General features: G+C 70.3%; 20 protein-coding genes. 9 read left to right on the top strand and 11 right to left on the bottom strand.

What is annotated here, in order from left to right:
• Positions 1–31: 31 nt before the first annotated feature.
• Both K1T34_RS25760 and K1T34_RS25765 read right to left on the bottom strand, forming a co-directional pair.
• The gene (locus tag K1T34_RS25760; protein WP_220246741.1) at positions 32–1,036 is read right to left on the bottom strand and encodes a YdcF family protein; all 1,005 of its coding nucleotides are present in this window, start codon (positions 1,034–1,036) and stop codon (positions 32–34) included.
• 71 nt (positions 1,037–1,107) lie between these two features.
• Positions 1,108–1,299: a hypothetical protein gene (locus K1T34_RS25765; RefSeq protein ID WP_220246742.1), complete on the bottom strand. Its 192-nt coding sequence runs from the start codon at positions 1,297–1,299 to the stop codon at positions 1,108–1,110.
• A gap of 59 nt (positions 1,300–1,358) precedes the next feature.
• Here K1T34_RS25765 and K1T34_RS25770 point away from each other — a divergent pair, with 59 nt between their 5' ends.
• The 3 genes from K1T34_RS25770 to K1T34_RS25780 are packed head-to-tail and all read left to right on the top strand — an operon-like array spanning position 1,359 to position 2,301.
• Entirely contained in the window at positions 1,359–1,724 is a 366-nt protein-coding gene (locus K1T34_RS25770; RefSeq protein ID WP_220246743.1) for a glyoxalase, read from the top strand.
• Positions 1,724–2,161 (top strand): DUF6518 family protein, encoded by a 438-nt coding sequence (locus tag K1T34_RS25775; protein WP_220246744.1) that lies wholly within the window; start codon positions 1,724–1,726, stop codon positions 2,159–2,161. The genes K1T34_RS25770 and K1T34_RS25775 overlap by 1 nt, the downstream gene beginning before the upstream one ends.
• Positions 2,110–2,301, top strand: coding sequence for a hypothetical protein (locus K1T34_RS25780; protein ID WP_220246745.1), 192 nt, complete (start codon positions 2,110–2,112; stop codon positions 2,299–2,301). Before K1T34_RS25775 ends, K1T34_RS25780 begins: the two co-directional genes overlap by 52 nt.
• Here the strand turns inward: K1T34_RS25780 and K1T34_RS25785 are convergent.
• Positions 2,262–3,416: a TetR/AcrR family transcriptional regulator gene (locus K1T34_RS25785; RefSeq protein ID WP_220246746.1), complete on the bottom strand. Its 1,155-nt coding sequence runs from the start codon at positions 3,414–3,416 to the stop codon at positions 2,262–2,264. The two genes, K1T34_RS25780 and K1T34_RS25785, sit on opposite strands and share 40 nt — an antisense overlap.
• 67 nt (positions 3,417–3,483) lie before the next feature.
• On the opposite strand from K1T34_RS25785, the gene K1T34_RS25790 reads away from it, so the two are divergent.
• Positions 3,484–4,365 carry a tryptophan 2,3-dioxygenase gene (locus K1T34_RS25790; protein WP_255638710.1) on the top strand — a complete coding sequence of 294 codons (882 nt, stop codon included), beginning with the start codon at positions 3,484–3,486 and terminating at the stop codon, positions 4,363–4,365.
• A gap of 2 nt (positions 4,366–4,367) precedes the next feature.
• On the opposite strand, the gene K1T34_RS25795 is transcribed toward K1T34_RS25790, so the two are convergent.
• Complete coding sequence (locus K1T34_RS25795; RefSeq protein WP_220246747.1) at positions 4,368–5,309, bottom strand: D-2-hydroxyacid dehydrogenase family protein; 942 nt, start codon at positions 5,307–5,309, stop codon at positions 4,368–4,370.
• 73 nt (positions 5,310–5,382) lie between these two features.
• On the opposite strand from K1T34_RS25795, the gene K1T34_RS25800 reads away from it, so the two are divergent.
• Together K1T34_RS25800 and K1T34_RS25805 are read left to right on the top strand one after the other, a co-directional pair.
• A complete protein-coding gene (locus tag K1T34_RS25800; RefSeq protein WP_220246748.1) occupies positions 5,383–6,786 on the top strand; it encodes an amidase in 1,404 nt (467 codons plus the stop codon).
• Entirely contained in the window at positions 6,767–7,717 is a 951-nt protein-coding gene (locus K1T34_RS25805) for a VOC family protein (protein ID WP_220246749.1), read from the top strand. The genes K1T34_RS25800 and K1T34_RS25805 overlap by 20 nt, the downstream gene beginning before the upstream one ends.
• Before the next feature lie 37 nt (positions 7,718–7,754).
• On the opposite strand, the gene K1T34_RS25810 is transcribed toward K1T34_RS25805, so the two are convergent.
• From K1T34_RS25810 to K1T34_RS25820, 3 genes are read right to left on the bottom strand one after another with little or no spacing between them, the layout of a single operon-like run.
• Positions 7,755–8,519: a citryl-CoA lyase gene (locus tag K1T34_RS25810; protein WP_220246750.1), complete on the bottom strand. Its 765-nt coding sequence runs from the start codon at positions 8,517–8,519 to the stop codon at positions 7,755–7,757.
• Positions 8,520–8,540: 21 nt separating this feature from the next.
• A complete protein-coding gene (locus tag K1T34_RS25815; protein ID WP_220246751.1) occupies positions 8,541–10,061 on the bottom strand; it encodes a class I adenylate-forming enzyme family protein in 1,521 nt (506 codons plus the stop codon).
• Positions 10,062–10,074: 13 nt separating this feature from the next.
• A complete protein-coding gene (locus tag K1T34_RS25820) occupies positions 10,075–11,397 on the bottom strand; it encodes an MFS transporter (protein WP_220246752.1) in 1,323 nt (440 codons plus the stop codon).
• Between the two features lie 98 nt (positions 11,398–11,495).
• On the opposite strand from K1T34_RS25820, the gene K1T34_RS25825 reads away from it, so the two are divergent.
• Together K1T34_RS25825 and K1T34_RS25830 are read left to right on the top strand one after the other, a co-directional pair.
• Positions 11,496–12,290 (top strand): IclR family transcriptional regulator C-terminal domain-containing protein, encoded by a 795-nt coding sequence (locus tag K1T34_RS25825; RefSeq protein WP_220246753.1) that lies wholly within the window; start codon positions 11,496–11,498, stop codon positions 12,288–12,290.
• 236 nt (positions 12,291–12,526) lie between these two features.
• Positions 12,527–13,675, top strand: coding sequence for a M48 family metalloprotease (locus tag K1T34_RS25830; protein ID WP_220246754.1), 1,149 nt, complete (start codon positions 12,527–12,529; stop codon positions 13,673–13,675).
• Between the two features lie 26 nt (positions 13,676–13,701).
• Here K1T34_RS25830 and K1T34_RS25835 read toward each other — a convergent pair whose 3' ends face one another.
• From K1T34_RS25835 to K1T34_RS25845, 3 genes are all read right to left on the bottom strand, one after another.
• The gene (locus K1T34_RS25835) at positions 13,702–14,283 is read right to left on the bottom strand and encodes a dihydrofolate reductase family protein (RefSeq protein ID WP_220246755.1); all 582 of its coding nucleotides are present in this window, start codon (positions 14,281–14,283) and stop codon (positions 13,702–13,704) included.
• Positions 14,284–14,581: 298 nt separating this feature from the next.
• The gene (locus K1T34_RS25840; protein ID WP_220246756.1) at positions 14,582–15,445 is read right to left on the bottom strand and encodes a LysR family transcriptional regulator; all 864 of its coding nucleotides are present in this window, start codon (positions 15,443–15,445) and stop codon (positions 14,582–14,584) included.
• Positions 15,446–15,714: 269 nt separating this feature from the next.
• Positions 15,715–16,098 (bottom strand): nuclear transport factor 2 family protein, encoded by a 384-nt coding sequence (locus K1T34_RS25845; protein WP_220246757.1) that lies wholly within the window; start codon positions 16,096–16,098, stop codon positions 15,715–15,717.
• A 287-nt stretch (positions 16,099–16,385) separates the two neighbouring features.
• On the opposite strand from K1T34_RS25845, the gene K1T34_RS25850 reads away from it, so the two are divergent.
• The gene (locus K1T34_RS25850; RefSeq protein WP_220246758.1) at positions 16,386–17,105 is read left to right on the top strand and encodes a hypothetical protein; all 720 of its coding nucleotides are present in this window, start codon (positions 16,386–16,388) and stop codon (positions 17,103–17,105) included.
• A gap of 55 nt (positions 17,106–17,160) precedes the next feature.
• On the opposite strand, the gene rox is transcribed toward K1T34_RS25850, so the two are convergent.
• The gene (gene rox, locus K1T34_RS25855; RefSeq protein WP_220246759.1) at positions 17,161–18,576 is read right to left on the bottom strand and encodes a rifampin monooxygenase; all 1,416 of its coding nucleotides are present in this window, start codon (positions 18,574–18,576) and stop codon (positions 17,161–17,163) included.

Genomic DNA, 18,576 nt, shown 5'->3' on the forward strand with positions numbered 1-18,576 from the left:
TTCCCCGGCGCCGACCCGGTGTCCCAGCGGCTCAGAAGGCCAGCGACACCGGGTATGCCCCCGCGAGGAGCACGATCACCACGCCGTTGAGGATCCGGTAGTCGCGCAGGATGCCGATGAACTCGCGGATCGTGGCGCTCGGCACGTAGTACCAGGCGGTGTGGGAGCCGACGACCTGGCCGTTGACCTTGAGGCGTCGCGCCAGCATCGCGGTGCGGAAGGCGTGGAAGTTGTTGGTGATGAGCAGGCAGTGGTAGCCGGGTTTGCGTTCGGTCATGAGCTCGCGGCTGTAGATCAGGTTCTCGCGCGTGGTCGTGGAACGGTCCTCCAGCACGATCTCCTCGCGCGGAATGCCTTGCGCCACCAGGTAATCGGCCATTGCCTCGGCTTCCGGCTGCGTCTCGTCGGCACCTTGACCGCCGGACGTGACGAGCGTGGGCGCCGCTCCTCGCGCGACTCCCGCGTCGTACAACGCCCGCCCCCGGTCGAGCCGGCTGGCCAGCAGCGGCGGCACCGCACCGCGGATCAGCCGCGACCCGTGCACCACGATGAAGTCCGCGCCCTTCGGCGGCCGCAGCAGCCCGTACCCCACCGAACACAGCACGAACGCGGCGAACGCGAGGCTGAGGTAACCGAGCACAATGGACACACTGATGATCACCACCTCCACCGCGCGCGGCACCGCGTTCTTCCCCAGCACCAGCAACGCGGGTGCGAAGGCGAACATCGCCAGCCCCGCGAGCAGCGACAGCAGGTTCCCCAGCCGCCGCCCCTCGCGGCGCACCATCTGCAGTCCGTTGAGCACCAGGAACGCCGGCAGCAGCACCGCGACCACGAGGAAGAACGCGATCGCCAGCACGCTGCCGTCGACCACGTCGTGGACCGCGGGGATGTCCAGCAGCGCGAAGATCACGCCGATCGCGAGGAACAACAGCCCGGCCAGCAACAACACGCCGTTCAGCAGCCGCCGCCGCTCGAAGCGGAAGCTGATCGCGAAGCCGGCGAAGAACGGGATCGACGTGAGCAGGTAGGCCACGCTCCGAAGATAAGGCGATCATGGCCGGGCAGGCGGCCCGAGTGACTTCCCGTTCGAGTGAACCGCGCGGGTCAGCCGCACCAGCCCCAGTCGCTGTGGACGTAGGCGTAGGTGCCACCGCTGTTCGCACGGCTGTAGATGTAGCCGCCGAACATGACACACGAGCCCGGCGCGGAGACGTAGTCGCTGGCGTAGTGGGAGAAATTGCCGCTGTCGTAGCCGCCCGCGCCGTTCTGGGCATCAACGTAGGCCGTGGTGGTCATGGCGACGCCGGGCCTGAAGCCGATGGTCGTCGCCTTCGCTGCCGGGTAGCCTCGATGCCGTGATCCACCACGTGCAAGTGGCCTGCCCGGCCGGGGCGGAGGACGCGCAGCGCGCCTTCTACACCGGGGTGCTCGGGTGGCCCGAGCTGCCGAAACCGCCGCTGCTCGCCCGGCGCGGCGGGTGCTGGTTCCGCGTGCCCGGGGTCGGCGGGCCGGACGGGGAGCTGCACGTCGGCGTCGAACAAGACTTCCGGCCCGCGGGAAAGGCGCACCCGGCGTTCGTGGTCGACGTGGACGCCACGGCGGAGGCGGTGGCGGCCGCCGGGCACCGGGTGGTGTGGGCGGATCCGGCGGAGATCCCCGGACGGCGCCGGTTCCACACGTTCGACGCGGTGGGCAACCGTCTCGAGTTCCTGGAAGGCTGATGCAGAAAATCGTCGCGTTGGCCGGTGGCGTGGTGCTGGGCGCCGGCACTTACCTGACGCAGCTGACGCCGTTCGGCTGGACGACCAACTCGATCGCGACCTGGTCCGCGCTCGCCTTCCTCGTCGGCTGCGCCGGCGGGCGGCCGTCGTGGCGGGTCGCCACGGCGGCGGTGGGTTCGCTGCTGCTGGCGCTCGTGGTCTGGTACGGCGTGGCCCAAGCCGTGAACGGCCTGTATTCGGCGAGTGCGCTGGTCACCGCCGTCGTGTGGGCGGTCGGTGGGGTGCTCGCGGGGATCGTCTTCGGCCTCGGCGCGGCGTGGTGGCGGCCCGGCCGGACAGCCGGCCCGGCGCCGTCGGCCTCGCGCTGCTGGTCGCGCTCTTCGCGGTGGACGGGCTGTACCGGCTCGTGGTCCTCGGCTCGCCCGGCGCGGGCGTGACGATGCTGGTCGTGGCCGCGGTGCTGCTCGCCGTCCTCAGCCGACACTCGTGGCGGCCCGCCGCGGCCACCCTGCCGCTCGTGGCCCTCGGCACCGGCGGTTACGCCTTGCTGGGCTTGGTGTTCGGCGGCGGTTCGTAGAACTTCAGGAACATCGCCACCCCGGACTCGATCACGTCTGGCGAACCGGGCTGCACGCACAGCGCGTACAGCTGGCTCACCGCCGCGGCCGGGTCGGGAATCCGGATGCCCGGCAACGCGCGCACCGCGGTTTCGAGCACCCGCCGCAGCTCCGCCGGCACGCGACCGAGCCACGCCGCGGTGTCGTCGGGGAACCGCTTTGCCTCCGCCTCCAGCACGGAGTGCAGGTTGACCATCGCGGGTGACGTCAGCACGTCGACGCACGCTTCGCACAGCGCGCGCAGATCGAACTCGCCCGACGACAGCTTGCGCGCCGCCGCGACTGCCTCGTCGAGCTGCTCGGTGATCACCGTGCGGAACAGGGCTTCCTTGCTCGTGAAATGGCTGTAGATGGTCACTTTCGACACGCCGGCGCGCTCGGCGATCTCGTCGAGGCTCACGCGGAACCCGTGCTCGGCGAACGCCGCGAAGGCCGCGCGCACCACGGCGTCGCGCTTGCCCTGCTGCGGCGCCGGTTCGGCCACGACGCCCCGGCGTCCGGCGGTGCCGAACGCGAGCGCGGACATCAGCTCCACCGCGACGTCGTCGCTCAGCCCGCCGCGCGGCACCAGTGAGCGCCAGGTGCTGAAGTCCAGCGCGTGCCGAGCCGTCGCACGAGCCGGCTGGTCTTCACCCGCGATGTGCGCGATGTCCTCGAGCAGCGCCCGGTACTCCTCCAGTGAGCGCTCGACGACCGGCATGAACCCGGCGTCGCGGGTCAGGTTCGCGAGCATGTCGGCTGTTTCGCCGTAGTACGCGTACACGGCGCTGAGGGCTTCCTCGAACCGGCACTGCGGTTCATCGACCTGGCGCCACCGTGCGGGGTCGGGCAGCGGGTGCAGCGACCAGAAGTGCTCGGAGCACGCTGCGAAGAGCTCGTCCTCGGTGGGGAAGTGGCGGTACAGCGTGTTTCGCCGGACGCCGGCGAGCTCGGCGACGGCGGAGATCGTGGTGCGGGCCGGGCCCAGGCTGCCGTGCAGCTGCATCGCGGCCTCGGCGATGCGCGTGCGGGTAACCAGCACGTCGTCGGCGCGCTTGCCGAGGTCGTAGTTGCGCGACCGCACTACCTGAGACATCGCTGTTAGTCCAAATCCTTGACTATACCCGCCGGTCCCGGCTAGGTTCCGTATTCACTATACGCAGGTGATCCGCGAAATCCGGGACGAGGAGCTGGTCATGGGCGCTGTCGGACGGAAACACGCGATGCTCAACGAGCTGGGCCCGGACGCGCCCGGCGAGCGCACGCCGTACGCCGCCTACGTCCGCAACGAGGAGCTGCACACCCTCCAGGACCTGGTCAGCGACAGTCCGGCCGAGCCCGCGTTCCTGGTGAACGCGCAGGTCATGGAGCTGTACTTCGGTCTCGTCGTCCACGAGCTGCGCACCGCCCAGGTCGAGCTGCGCGCCGACGACCTCACCCGCACGCTGGCCACCCTCCGCCGCGCCGCCGCTCACCTGCGCGCGTTGAGCGGGATGTGGGACTCGCTCGCCTGGCTGACGCCGGCCGACCTCCTGCCCGTGCTGCGCGGCCTCGCCGAACGCCACGGCAAGGACAGCGCCCTGCAGTCGTGGATGTACCGCCGGCTGGTCTTCCTGCTGGGCCTCAAGACGCGCGACGACCTCACACCGTTCGACGCCACGCCCACCCGTCAACACCAGCTGCGGGCCGCGCTCAGTGAGCCCAGCCTGTACGACGACGTGCTGGCTTACCTCGTCCGCCGCGGCCATCCCGTGCCGGATGAGCAGCGCGACTTCGCCGAGCCGTATGTCCCCGACGCGGCCGTCGTCGAGGTCTGGCGCGAGGTCTACGAGAAACCTCGCGGCGACCTGTTCGCGCTGGGTGAGGCCCTGGCGGACGTCGCCGAGCAGTTCACGAACTGGAAGTACCGGCACCTCATGTCCGTGCGCCGGACGTTCGGCGACCGCGCCGCGTACCACGGCGAACCCGGCGTGACGTGGTTGTCGCCGACGCTGGACGAGCTGCCGTTCCCGGAGCTCTGGACGGCCCGGGCGGCCGTCGGATGACCTCAGCCCATCAACCGGATCGGCTCACCGGCCTGGAACGCGGCGATGTCCTCCACGGCGTCGCGGTAGAACGTCGTATACAGCTCCTTCGCGACGTATCCGATGTGCGGCGTGAGGATCGCGTTGTCGAGGCCGCGCAGCGGGTGGTCGGCGGGCAGCGGCTCGAGGTCGAACACGTCGAGCGCGGCGGCCGCGATCACCTTGCGGCGCAACGCGTCGAGCAGTGCAGCCTCGTCGACGATCGGGCCGCGCGAGGTGTTCACCAGCAGCGCGGACGGCTTCATCCGCGCCAGTTCGCCGGCGCCGATGAGGCCGCGCGTCTGCCGCGAGAGCACCACGTGGATCGACAGGACGTCAGCCCGTTCGAGCAGCTCCTCCCTGGTCACGGCCGTGGCGCCGTGAGCCGTGGCGCGCTCCGGCGTGAGGCTGCGGCTCCAGGCGAGGATCTTCATGCCGAACGCCTGGCCGATGCGTGCGACGGCCGACCCGACGTCGCCGAGCCCGAGTACGCCGAGCGTCTTGCCCTGCAGCGTCGTGCCGACGCCGACCTGCCAGCCGCCCTCGCGCGTCGAGCGGAACTCGGCGGGGAGGTTGCGCGCGGCGGCGAGGATCAACGCCCAGGTCAGCTCCACCGTCGAACGCCCGTCGTAGCCGGTGCCGGACACGGCCGCGCCGTTGCGCTCTGCCGCCGCGAGATCGATGGCGGCGTTGCGCAGACCGGTGCTGACCAGCAGTTTCAGGTCCGGCAGGCGGTCGAGCACCTCGGCGGGGAACCGGGTCCGCTCGCGCATCGCGACCACGACGTCGAAGCCGGCCAGGCCGGCCACCACCTCGTCCGGTCCGGTGAACGGCCGGGTGAAGACCCGCACTTCTGCGCCGAGGGAGTCCCAGTCGGCGAAGGTCAGCGCGACCTGCTGGTAGTCGTCGAGGATCGCGATCTTCATCGGGCTCTCCTTCATCGGGTGCGGCGCGCAGGGGGCGTAGCGCTGAGCCTAGATCGACTGTACGGTGCAGTACATGCCCGACGGGATGAGTCCCCTCACACCGGGCGGAGCACCTCCTCCGCCCTCGTCCGCGACCGCCCTGCTGGCCGCCTTCCGTGCCGGTCACCTGTCCCCCGTGGAGGTGGTCGAAACACTCGCTCGCCGCGCGGCGGAGTGGGAACCGAGCCTGAACGCCTTGACCACGGCGAACTTCGAGGCCGCGGCACGCCATGCCGCAGGCGCCGAACTGCGGTGGTCCGACGGCACCGCGCGGCCGCTCGAAGGCGTCCCCGTGCTCGTCAAGGACCTGATCGACACCGAAGGCCTGCGCACCACATACGGATCAGCGATGTTCGCCGACCACGTGCCCACCGCCGACGCCGAGGTGGTGGCGGCCATTCGCCGCGCCGGGGCGATCGTGCTGGGCAAGACGGCCACGCACGAGTTCGCGTGGGGCCTCACCACCGACAACCCGCACTTTGGCCCGACCCGCAACCCGTGGGACCCCTCGCGCACGCCGGGTGGTTCGAGCGGCGGCTCGGCGGCGGCGCTCGCGGCCGGGTACGCGCCGCTCGCGCTCGGCACGGACACCGCGGGGTCGGTCCGGCTGCCGTCGGCGTTCTGCGGGCTGACAGGTCTTCGGCCGACGTTCGGCGCGGTCCCGGTCACCGGCGTCCGGCCGCTGGCACCTTCGGCCGACGTGGTGGGCCCGATGGCGCGGACGGTCGAGGACCTCCGTCTGTTGTGGACGGTCATCGGCCCGGCATCGCCACCGAACACCACGACGGTGCGCGTTGGACTGCTGCCGGCCGACCCCACCACCGAGGCCGCGCAGGTGTGCACCACCATCGCGGACCTGCTGGCGAACGCCGGATTGCCCGTCGTCGAGCTTGACGCCGCTACGCTCCCCGCCGCGAACCCGTTGCTGGGCACGACGATCCTGGCCGAAGGCCGCCGCGGCCACCTGCGGGAGGGCCTCTGGCCGGACCGCGCCGACGAGTACGGCGCCGACGTCCGCGCGAGGCTCGAACTGGCCGACGCGGCCGACCCCGCCGATTACCTCGACGCCCAAGAGGGCCGTGCATACGTGCGCGCCACCTGGGCCGAGCTGTTCACCCGCGTCGACGTGCTCCTCTCGCCCGCCGTCCCCATCGCGCCGCCACCGATCGACGCCATCCCGCCCGACTTCCGCGCCATCATCCTCCCGGGAATTGCCGCGCAAAGCCTCGCCGGACTACCCGCCCTCGTCGTCCGCGGCGGTTTCGATCCCGCCGGACTACCCATCGGCATCCAGCTCACCGCCGCGCCGTGGCGCGAAGAACTGCTGCTGGACACCGGCGAGCTCGTGCAACGGCTGACCGGGCCCGTGCAGCACCGGTGGCCGGAAAACGTGAACACCACAGAAAAGGAGAGCCTGAATGTCGTACCTCAACGGTAGCCACCACATCACGATGTCGGTGGCCGGCGCGCAGGAGGACGTCGACTTCCACGTGAACGTCCTCGGCCTCCGCCTGATCAAGCGGACCGTGCTGTTCGACGGCAAGATCCCGATCTACCACCTCTACTACAGCAACGCCGACGGCGACCCGAGCGCCGTGCTCACCACGTTCCCCTTCGGGCAGGCCGGGATCAACGGCCGTCGCGGCACCAACCAGGCGCGCGAGGTGCTGCTCGCCGTCCCGTCGGGTTCGCTGAACTTCTGGGCCGACCGGCTCAAGGACCGCGCGGCCGACGTGCACGACGCGACCGTGTTCGACCGCCGCCGCGTGCTGTTCCGCCACCCGTGCGGCATCGAGTACCAACTCGTGGAGGTCGACGACGACCCGCGGCGCGGCTTCACCGGAGGGGGAGTGCCGCAGGAGTACGCCATCCACGGCATTTACGGCGTCGGTGTGCACGTGACCGGCCCGGACACCGCCGTCGAGTTCGCCGCCAACCACCTCGGCGCGCGGGAGGGCCTGGCCGAGGGCGACCGGTTCGCGCTGGAGGCGGGCCGATCCGGGCTCGGCGGCGCGGTCGAGCTCGTGGTCAACCGCACCGACGGTCCCGGCACGTGGATCTACGGCGCCGGCACCATCCACCACTTCGCGTGGAACGCCGACAACCTCAAGAACCAGGACGAGCTGAAGTTCGAGATCGAGGGCGCCGGCTACACGGACCTGTCGGAACTGCGGGACCGCAAGTACTTCAAGTCGATTTACGTCCGGTCGCCGGGTGGCGCGCTGTTCGAGCTCGCCGTGACGCACAACGAGGGCGGCTGGGACTGCGACGAGTCACCGCAGGAGCTCGGTAAGCGCTTCCAGCTGCCGGAGCAGTTCGAGTCCCGCCGCGACGAGATCCTCGGCCGGCTGGAACCGATCGACAGCTGAGCGCGTGGGGCCGGGCCCGAGCCCGGCCCCGTGGCGCTCACTCGTGGTGGCGGGTCGCGGCCTCGTCGACCTCACGCCAGATGGCGGGCGCGGTCGGCCTGCGGATCTCCTCCAGCACGTGGCCGACGAGGCCGACGGCCCGCGCCATCACGCCGATGCCGCGCGCGGCCCGCCAGTCGATGCCCAGCCGCGACGCGATGGCGCCGATCGCGCCGGTGACGTTGACCGGGAGCTCCTTGCCCAGCGCGAGTCCCGCCTGGCGCGCGACTTCCCGGATCAACGCGACCTCCGGCCCGGTGAGGCCGGCCTCGTCGAGCAGCGTGAACAGCCGTTCCGCCCGCGGGTCGAGCGGCTTGTGGATGGGGTGGCCGATGCCGGGGATGAGCGTCTTCGCGGCGACGAACCGTTCGACGATCACGCCCGCCTCCGCGGCGAGGTCGCCTTCGAGGTCCGCTTCCTGAACGTACCGCGCGGCCCCTTCGATGGACCCGACGAACGTCGTCCCGAGTCCGAGCAGCCCGGCCGCGACGGCGCTCTGCAAGGAATCCGGCGCGCCGTAGTGCGTCAGCCGCGAAGCGATCGCGCTCGGGGTCATGCCGTGTTCGACCAGGCTGACGGTGAGCGCGTTGAACACGGTGGACTCACCCGGCGTCGGCAGGCGGCCCGTCAGCTCCAGGAACCCCATGTCGCCCAGGTCGACCTTGCCCACGAGATCGTCGACCAGGTCGTGGCCGAACACCGTGATGCTCTTCGACGTGCTCCAGCTGATGTCGGAGCGGAACTCCGGTGAATCACCCAACATGCGTGTTCCTTCCTTCGACGCTCAGGCTTGCTTCTCGAGCTCGCCGCGGACGACCTTCCCGGACGCGTTGCGCGGCAACGTCTCCGGCGCCACGAACCGGATCTCGCGTGGCCGCTTGTACTTCGCCAGCCGCTCGCCGCACAACTCGATCAGGTCTTCGGCGGACACGGCCGCCTCGGCGGCGCGCGCCACGAACGCGACCGGCACCTCACCCCACGTCGGGTCGGCGCGGCGGACGACAACGGCTTCGAGCACTTCGGGGTGGCGCAGCAGGGCGCGCTCGATCTCGGCGGGGTAGATGTTCTCGCCGCCGCTCTTGATCAGGTACTTCGCGCGGTCGACGAAATCGAGCGTGCCGTCGGGGTTGCGCACGAAGACGTCGCCGAGGTGGAACCAGCCGCCGCGGAAGTCGTGCGCGGTGGTGGCCGGGTCGTTCCAGTAGCCGCTGAACACCGTGGGCCCGCGCATGCAGATCTCACCGGGTTCGCCGTCGGCGACGTCTTGGTCGTCCGGGTCGACGAGCCGGATTTCGCAGTAGCCGCTCTGCACTTTGGACAGTGACCGCGGCTCGACACCGACGGCAAGGGCATCGCCCGAACACGGCGGGCACCCGGTTTCGGTGGTGCCGAAGGTGTTCGCGAACGGCGCGTCGAGCCGCGCGGTGATCTCGGCGATCTCGTCCGGCCCGATGAGGTCCGGCATCACCCCGCACAGGCGCACCCCGGCGGGCGTGATCTGCTTGTCCCGCAAGACGTCCGCGAAGCGCCGGACAGTGCCGGGCATGAGCAGTAGCCACCCGAGCCGTTCGGTGGCCACGACGTGGGCGAGCTCGGCCGCGTCGAAACCGTCGACGACCACGACCTTGCCGCCGCTGATGAGCGTGCTCACCGAGTTGTCGAACGCGCCCATGTGGCTCAGCGGCGACCAGGCGACGAACGCGTCGTCACCCGCGAGCCGGTACTCCGCACGCGTCGCGGAGCTGCGTGCGATCTCGGCGCGGTGGCTGATGGCCGCGCCCTTCGGCACGCCGGTGGTGCCGCTGGTGTAGATGATGATCAGGACGTCTTCCGGCCGCGCGGCAGACGGTCCGGCCCACGGGGTCGTCGCCGCGAGCTCCGCTTCGAAGGCCTCGCCGAGCAGCAGCCGCGGCCGGGAACCCAGTGGTGCGGCGAACTTCTCGTCGGCTCGCGGCGACGTCACCAGCACCGTGGGTTCGACGAGGTCGAGGCAGGCCACGAGTTCGTCCGCGCCCGCCCGCAGGCCGGGGCACGCGACGATCGCGCCCAGCAGCGCCACGGCGAGCGTGATCTCCAGGTACTCGGTGCGGTTCTCCGAAACCAGTGCCACCCGGTCGCCGCGCCGCACGCCCCGGCTCGCCAGCAGCGCGGCGATCCGGCGGCTGCGCTCGGCCAGCTCCCCGTAGGTCACCTGCCGCTCGCCGGACCGCAGCGCGACGCGGCCGGGGTGCGTCCGGGCGCGGTCTTCGAAGAGCGTGCCCACTGTGCTGCCGGCGGCGTCGAGCACAAGGTTTCCCGTTGTCATACGCGGTTCCCGTTCAGATCAGGGCCGAACCGGCGCGGCCGGACTCGGTGACGACGTCTTCGGCCGCGTGGTGCGGGCGCACCAGCAGCACTCCGCCGATGCCGATCAAGCTCGTCAGCGTCATCCAGCCGGCGATCGCCCAAGGGCTGCCGTGGAGCCAGCCCAGCAACGCCGTGGCGATCAGCGGCGCGAGGCCACCGCCCACCACGGTGCCGCCTTCGCGGCCGACGGAGATGGCGCTGTAGCGGCTGCGCGTGCTGAACAGCCCGGCGAAGTAGCCGGCCTGGATGGCGTCGGTCGCCGCTCCGGCACCGGCGATCCCGACCGTGACGGCGATGATCACCGGCGCGACGCCCTTGCTGTCCACGAGCAGGAAGAACGGGAATGCGAACACAGCCTGGAAGAGCAGGCTGACGATCATCACGCGGCCGAAGCCGAAGCGATCGCCGAGGTGGCCGTATACCGGGCAGAGCACGCACGCGACGGCGGCGCCGATGACCGTCGCCCACAGGATCTGTGATTTGCCGAGGCCGAGTTGCTTGGTCGCGTAGGTGAGGATGAAGACGGAGACGATGTTGAACGTGGCGTTCTGGCCGACCCGCATGAGGAAGATCGCGAGCATGTTGCGTGGCTGCTTGAACGCTTTGACCAGCGGCGCGCGCTCCTGCTCGCCGGCCTGCTTGATGCGGGCGAACTCACGCGTCTCCGGCAGGCCCTTGCGCACCCACAGGCCCACGCCGACGAGGATGACGCTGAGCAGGAACGGGATGCGCCAGGCCCACGACAGCAGCTGTTCGTTGTTCACCAGCGCGCCGATCACGACGTAGACGACCGACGCGAAGATCAGCCCCACGAACACCGCGCTGGACAGGAACCCGCCCCAGAACCCGGGCCGGCTGCTGCCGTTCTCCTTGGTCAGCAGCGCGGCGCCGCCCCACTCGCCGCCGGTACCGATGCCCTGCACGATCCGCAGCACCACCAGCAGGATCGGGGCCAGCGCGCCGATCTGCCCGTACGTGGGCAGCAGGCCGACGGCCAGCGTTGCCAGACCCATGGCCAGCAGCGTGATGACCAGCGCGTTCTTGCGCCCGATGCGGTCGCCGACGTGCCCGAAGATCGCCCCGCCGAGTGGCCGGGCGACGAACCCGGTGGCGAAGGTGGCGAAGGACAGCAGCGAACCGTTGAGCGAGCTGGCGGACGGGAAGAACAGGCTCGGGAAGATCAACGCGGAAGCCGTGCCGTAGAGGAAGAAGTCGTACCACTCGACCACGGTGCCGAACGTCGCGGCGATGGTCGCCCGTCTGGTCAGGTGTGCCGATTGTTCATTGGTTCGCACGCCGAGCCTCCTCGTTGAGCCGGAGCAGTGCTAAAGTTTCGCCTAGCGAATATTTTTCCGCTAGGCGGTAAACGGAGATTAGGAAGGGCAGCGCGACGATGTCAAGCGCGGACAAGGAACAGTTCGTCACCTCGCTGGCCAGGGGATTGACCGTATTGCGGGCGTTCGGGCCCGATCAGCCCGAAATGTCCCTGAGCCAGGTCGCCGCCGCGACAGGCCTCAGCCCGGCCGCCGCGCGCCGCTTCCTGCTCACCCTCGTGGAGCTCGGCTACCTCGCGCAGGTCGACAAGCGGTTCGTCCTCACTCCGCGCGTGCTGGAACTCTCGGCGGGCTACACGCGCGCGATGAACCTGAGCAGCCTGGCGCAGCCGCTGCTTCAACGCGTCCGCGACGAAACCGGCGACAGCGTTTCTTTGACGGCTCTGGCGGGCACGGACATCCTCCACGTCTGCCACGTGCAGACAGACCGGTTGATGCGCTTCGCGATTACGCCCGGGGCTCGGGTGCCGGCTTACGTCAGCGCTTCCGGTCGCGCGATCCTGGCGCACGAGCGTCCGGCTGTGGTCGATGCCTTTTTCGCCGCTGCCACGCTCGCCCCCCGGACGGCCTCCACGATCACCTCTGCCGAGTCGCTGCGTGGTTCGCTGGCCCAAGCCCGCCAGGACGGCTACGCGGTGGTCGTCGACGAGCTCGACGTCGGCATCACCGCTCTGGGCTGCCCGGTGTTCGGCGGCACGGTGGTCGCGGGCGTCAGTTGCTCGACGGTGTCGGGCTACCTGCCAGTGGACGAGTTCGTGGCCACGCGGCTGCCTTTGCTGAAAGAGCTCGCTTCGCGGCTGGGGGAAGCATTCGAGCGTTTTCCGGCGTTGCTGCACTCATTCGAAATGCAGTGAGCCTGGCGCGAAAAGGTTGTGTCCGAACCGCTGTTTCCCCTGCCTGGCTCAGAACTTTCGTCGGTCGTTGTTGACGACCGGTTCAGACCTAGTACTTTTGGCTACGCGAACCCGCCGAATGGTGTAGGCCATCTCGGGGGTCTTCGAGTGACGCCCGTTTCGGGGCCTGAGTCCGTCCTAAGGTGATCTTGCTTGTCGATCTTGATCCCGGGTCTTTTCTCAGGAGGGGAACACCTGTGCCAAAACTTCCACGCACGCTCAGCAGAACTCTGGCCGCGGCGGGCACGCTGTGCGCGCTCACGGTGGCCACGGCCGTGCCGGCGTTCGCGGCCGAGCCGGCGCCGTCGACGGTCGAGCAGGACGTGACGCAGCTGTACCAGAACGTCGTGGACCTGTACAACGGCATTCCCGCGAGCGCGCGGGCCGGCGTCGACGCGTTGATCGACTCGCCGATCGACCACATCGGCCAGAAGCAGGGCAACGCGAAGCAGAAGCCGGCCGCGGACTGCACCGAGGGCGCGCTGCTCACGTATGCGAACCAGCTCGCCTCGCAGCTCACGCCGGTCGAGGGGCAGGCCTTCGACGCGCTTTCCGCGCTCGGCCAGCTCTACGCGCAGGGTGTCGCCACCGACAAGCAGCCGCAGGTGTTCGGCACCGACGGGCAGTACACGTCGCGCGCCACCTCGGCCATCTCGAAGTTGCGCGGGTTCTGGGACATCGAGAGCTGGAACGTGCAGCTCGTCGCGTGGAAGGGCACCGACCTCGGCAGCCCGGCGAAGATGGCGCAGACCTTCGGCCTCGGCCTCGCGCCGGCGCGCGTGAAGGACGCGGCCGCGCTCGCCAACAAGGTGCTCTTCGAGCTCCCGGTGCTGCAGGGCGGGCGCAACCCGCTGCTCACGCTCAACGCGTTCTCCGCGCCCGCCGACAGCTTCGGCGGCAAGCGCGTGATGCTCGGTGACGGCATCCTCGACACCACCAACCTGCTCGGCTTCGACGACGTCGCGGTGGAAGCCGTGCTGGGCCACGAATACGGCCACCAGGTCGACTTCGCCCACGACAACTTCCCGCGCAACGAGTCCGGCGAGATGGGCCCCGACGCGTACGGCGGCTACTTCGTCGCCCACGCCAAGGGTGAGGCGTGGGACGCCCGCACCCAGCAGGAAGTGACCTACCTCAACGCTTCCATCGGCGACTGCCAGCACAGCCACGGCACCCCCGACCAGCGCAAGGCCGCCGGCGCGTGGGGCGAGAAGCAGGCCACCGGCCAGGGCAACCCGAACAAGATCGTCCCCTCCGCGACGATGATCACCAAGTTCCAGAAGGAATACCCGAAGCTCGTCCCGCCGGCCACCGACCAGTCCCAGCTGGCCGCGGCGCACAGCTGATTTCCTGACCCAGCGGGCCGCCTCCGTCAGCGGGGGCGGCCCGCCACGGCATAACGCAGGTGCGTGACGTCCCGATCGGTCAACTGCCGGACCTGCCGCAGCTCGACGCGCGTGTCGTCGAACAGCCGTCGCCCACCGCCCAGCAACACCGGCACGAGGTGGATCTCCAGCTCGTCCAGCAAACCCGCGCGCAGCAACGCCTGCGCCGCACCCGCGCCGTGCACCAGCACCGCGCGCCCACCCGCGGCGGCTCGCGCCTCGGCAACGCACTCGCCGACGTCGGTGAAGAACCGCGCGCTGCCGGGCGGCCGGTCGTCCGGATCGACGTGGTGCGTCAGGACGTTGATCGCCACGCCGTCGTGGTGGTCGCCCTGCCACCGTCCGGCCAGCTCGAACGTCCGCCGCCCCGAGATCACCGCGCCGGTCGCCATGGCCTCGCGGAAGATCCGGCCACTGGGGCCGTCTCCGTGGCGGTCGTCGAGCCAGTTGAACAGCCTCCCGCCGCCCTTTCCGAGCTCCTGCCCGGCCCGATCGTCGGGCCCGGTGATGAACCCGTCGAGTGACATCGACATGTAGAGCCTGATGGGACCGTTCGTGTCGTGCGCCATGTGTTTCCTCCTCGCATCGGTCACGGGTACGTCGAACGGCGTTCCCCGAAATCGACACGCGTCCTGATTCAGCTCCCACACAGCTGAATACCAGCAAAATTCTGCGTTGGACTCGCTGACCCGGCCAGGCGAATACTCGACGGCATGGACACCGAGACCACGGACCTCGTCCGCCTGTTGCGGCGCTTCGGCGTGCGCGCGCTGGCGTTGGCGGCGGTCGCGGCGCTCGTGGGCTACACGACGGTGGCCATGGCGCTCGCGCTCGTGGGGTGTGGGCTGCTGTTCGCGAGGCCCAAGGTCAGGAGAGCAGGTGCGCCAGAAGGGCCCGCGCGGCCGGGTTCGCCGGAGCCGGACCCCGGCCCGCCAGGTGGATCGCGCGGCTGAACGTGGGTTGCTCGATCCGCGCGAACGGCAGGCCGGACCGCTCGGCCACCGGCTCCGGCACGATGCTGACGCCCAGCCCGGCGGCGATGAGCTCCACCAGCAGCGGCATGTGCGTGGCCTCGCAGACGCGGTTCTGCCGCAGCCCCGCGTCGGCGAAGCGGCGCGCGACCATGGCCTGGATCCCGCTGCCGCTGAAGTCCAGGAATGGTTCGTCGTCGAGCTCCGCGAGGCGGACGCGGCGGCGCCGGCCCAGTCGGTGGCCCGGGTGGCACAGCAGCACCAGGTGCTGGCTCCACTGCGCGAAACTGCTCAGCTCGTCGGTCAACGGTTCCTCGCCCGCGAGGAACGACAGGTCCAGCTCACCGCTGGCGACCGCCGCCGCCAGATCGGGCACCAAACCCTCGCGCACGTGGATGCGCACGCCCGGGTACCGCGTGCGGAACACGCCGAGCTTGGCCGGCAGGTCCACGACCGTCAGCGTCTGGATGGTCCCGATCGACACGCGCCCGCTCGCGAGCCCCGCGACGGCCGCCACCTCGCCGCGCGCGGCCACCACGTCGGCGACGATCCGGTGCGCCGCCGGCACGAGCGCGCGCCCGGCCTCGGTCAGCGCGACCCGCCGCGTGGTCCGCTCGAACAGCGGCGTGCCCAGCTCGCCCTCGAGCTTGCGGATCGACGCGCTCAGCGCCGACTGCACCACGTGCACCTCCTGCGCGGCAGCGGTGAAACTCCCGCACCGCACCACCGCGAGGAAGTGCTCGACCTGCCTCAGCTCCATTCAGCGATCCTAGTGCTCAATCACCGAGCAACGATCACCAAGTAGCCGTCCGGCAGAGGAATAAGTCTCGGGGCTCTCGCCGCCCCGTCAACGGTCTTCGACGGCGCTCCCGCCCAGGAAGGCGGCGGCGCGAGCCCGCCCAACGCGCCGGCGCAGCAAGCGGCTTGGCTGCACAAGCTGAGGCCGGGGGAGAAGCCCCCGCAGTTCGTCCTCTTTTCCGCCTCTCCCGGGACGCTCGCCCGTCCGGCACCGACCGGGCGGGCGAGTGTTCACGCGGGTTCGCGAGCCGCGGTGCCGAAGGGATTGTCGATCACGAACCGCCAGCGGCCGTCGGTGCCGCGGCGCACGATGTCGGTGGACACCCCGGAAACGTCGGAGCCTTCGAGGCGCCAGTCGAGCGCGAACATCGCGACCTCGCCGGCCACGAACGCGTGGCGCACTTCGCAGTTCATGGGCAGCTTCCGCTCGAGGAACACGGCGAGCTGTTCGCGGATCGCCGGCCAACCGCTCACCGTGGTTCCCGGGTTGGTCACGAATACGGCTTCGGGCGCGTAGAGGTCTTCCATCGCGTCGACGTCGCCGGAGTTGAAGCGGGCGAGCAACGCGTCGGGGATGCCGTCGGCTGACGTGGGCAGGGGAAACGAGGGGGCCACGGGGAGAGCTCCGTTCGGGGCGACGAGCCGATTTTCATGACACGCGGGTGTTCGACGGAATCAGACGGTAGCCCTCGGCGCACTCTCCGGTCAACATCACTGCACACAGTTGTGTTCTCAAACTCGCAGCCATTGTGGACAGTTCACCCGGTCGGCTCTTCTTGTATCGCTTGTTGTTGACGACCGTCGCAAGTGAGGCATATGGTGTGCGTCACTGAAAGCCCGAGGTGGCACGGACTTCCGTGCTGTAGTCAGCGGCAACCACCACACACCGACAGGGACGACGCATGACCTCTTCGACGACGATCCCGCAGACCCTCACCGTGATGGAGGCGTGCTTCACGCTCAATCCCGGTGTCGACGAGCAATTCTGGGCAGCGCAGGACAAGTTCGGTCCCGTGGCGGCGGCGTCGCCGGGGTTCCGCGCGGTGATCGGCGGGCCCATCGCCAACTCGCCGTGGCTGTACTTCTGCGGCAAGTGGTCGACGCCGGCGGCGATGGACGACTGGTACCACGACCGCGCGCACACGGCCGTGCAGAACAAGGCGCACCGGACGTGGTTCAAGTCGGTGTACCTGCGCAAGTGGCGCCTTCCCTCGGAAGGCGAGGAGATCCAGGGCCGAGTGTTCTCCGAGATCGCCCTCGCGCGCCAGACCCCGCTGTCGGAAACCGAAGCCGCGCAGGTGCTGTCGGAGCTGACCGAAAGCCTGCCCGGGTTCGGCGTGCGGCCGTTCGAAACCGTGGTCGGCGAGTTCGAGGCGCAGCCGTTCCAGCTCGTCGGGCCGCTGCAGGAGTTCCCCGAGCTCGCGCCCGTGCGCTACCTCCTGCTCACGCACTGGGACTCACCCGCGGACCTCGATGCCTGGCTCGCGTCCCCCGGAGTCGCCGCGCTCAAGGAACTCGGCGAGTTCGAAGCGCAGCGCTACCTGCCGATCTTCCATGCCCCGGGCGAACGCGAGGGCCTCACCTCGGACGGCTTCCAGCGCGGCTGGGGCAGCGAGGCCTGACCGTGCGGACGCGGCCGGCGGCTCGAAGAGAACGCCGGCCGCGTCGAACCCGGAATCAGGCGCCGAACCACCGCGAAAGCCGGGTCGCCAGCTCCTGCTGGTCGTCACCGAGCCACACCACGTGCCCGTCCGGCCGCAGCAGCACGGCGGGCGCGTCCAGCTCCTCGCTGACGTCCACGACGTGGTCCACGCGATCCGCCCAGCCCGCCACGGAAAGCGCGCCGGTCTGGTCGAGCAGCAGCCCGCGCCCGGCGTGCATCTGGGCGTAGAGCGGGCCGCGCTTCAGGTTCACGTTGCGCAGCCGCCGGCCGAGCAGGCCGGGGCCGTCGCCGAAGTCGTAGCGGATGCCGATCGCGGTGACCTTCTCGATCAGGAACCGCCGCACTTCTTCGAAGTCCATCAGCTCCGACACGAGCCGGCGCACGGCCTGCGGACCTGGCTCCAGCGACATCAGCTCGGCCTGCGCGCGCGTGTTGTCGAGCACGGACGCGGCCACCGGGTGCCGCTCGGTTTCGTAGGTGTCCAGGAGGTCGTCCGGCGCCCAGCCGTGTACCGCGGCCGCGAGCTTCCAGCCGAGGTTGAACGCGTCCTGGATGCCGAGGTTGAGGCCCTGCCCGCCCATCGGCGGATGGATGTGCGCCGCGTCGCCGGCCAGCAGCACGCGGCCGGACCGGTAGCTCTCGGCCAGGCGGGTGGCGTCGCCGAAGCGCGACAGCCAGCGCGGCGAGTGCATGCCGAAATCGGTTCCGGCGGTCGCGCGCGTGGCGTCCCGAAGCTCCTCCAGCGTCGGCGGGCGCGTGCGGTCCTCGGCCACCTCCAGTGCGGGCGTGACGAGCCGGTAGCCCCCGGTCTCCAGCGGGCCGGCCCCGAATCCGAGCTGGGTCTTGCGGACCTCCGTCATCACGGCGAGCACCTCGTCGGCGGGCGCCACCAGCTCCACCTCGCCGAGCAGCCACTCCCGCCGCGACGGGTGGCCCGAGAAGTCGATCCCGAGCAGCTTGCGCACGGTGCTGCGGCCGCCGTCGCAGCCGACGAGGTAGCGCGAACGCAGCTGCGAGCCATCGGCCAGCTCTGCCGTCACGCCTTCGTCGTCCTGGCTCAGCCCGACGACCTCGCACCCATACCTCAGGTCGGTGCCGACCTCGAGCGCGTGCTCCCTCAGCAGCCGCTCGACGACGGTCTGCGCCAGGCCGAGCGTGTGCGGGAAGGCGGTGTCCAGGTTCGGCGGGATCGGCTTGGCGATGCCCGCGAATCCCCCGATCGGGTAGGTCGTACCGAGCTCCAGGAACCGCTCCAGCAGCCCGCGCTGGTCCAGCACCTCCAGGCTGCGCGTGTGCAGGCCCAGCCCGCGCACGATCTTGCTCGGCCCGGCGTCGCGCTCCAGCACGACCACGTCCAGGCCCTGCAGCCGCAGCTCGGATGCCAGCATCACGCCGGTCGGCCCGCCACCGGCGATGAGCACATCGATCAC

It is taken from the genome of Amycolatopsis sp. DSM 110486, assembly GCF_019468465.1.
Lineage (GTDB): Bacteria > Actinomycetota > Actinomycetes > Mycobacteriales > Pseudonocardiaceae > Amycolatopsis.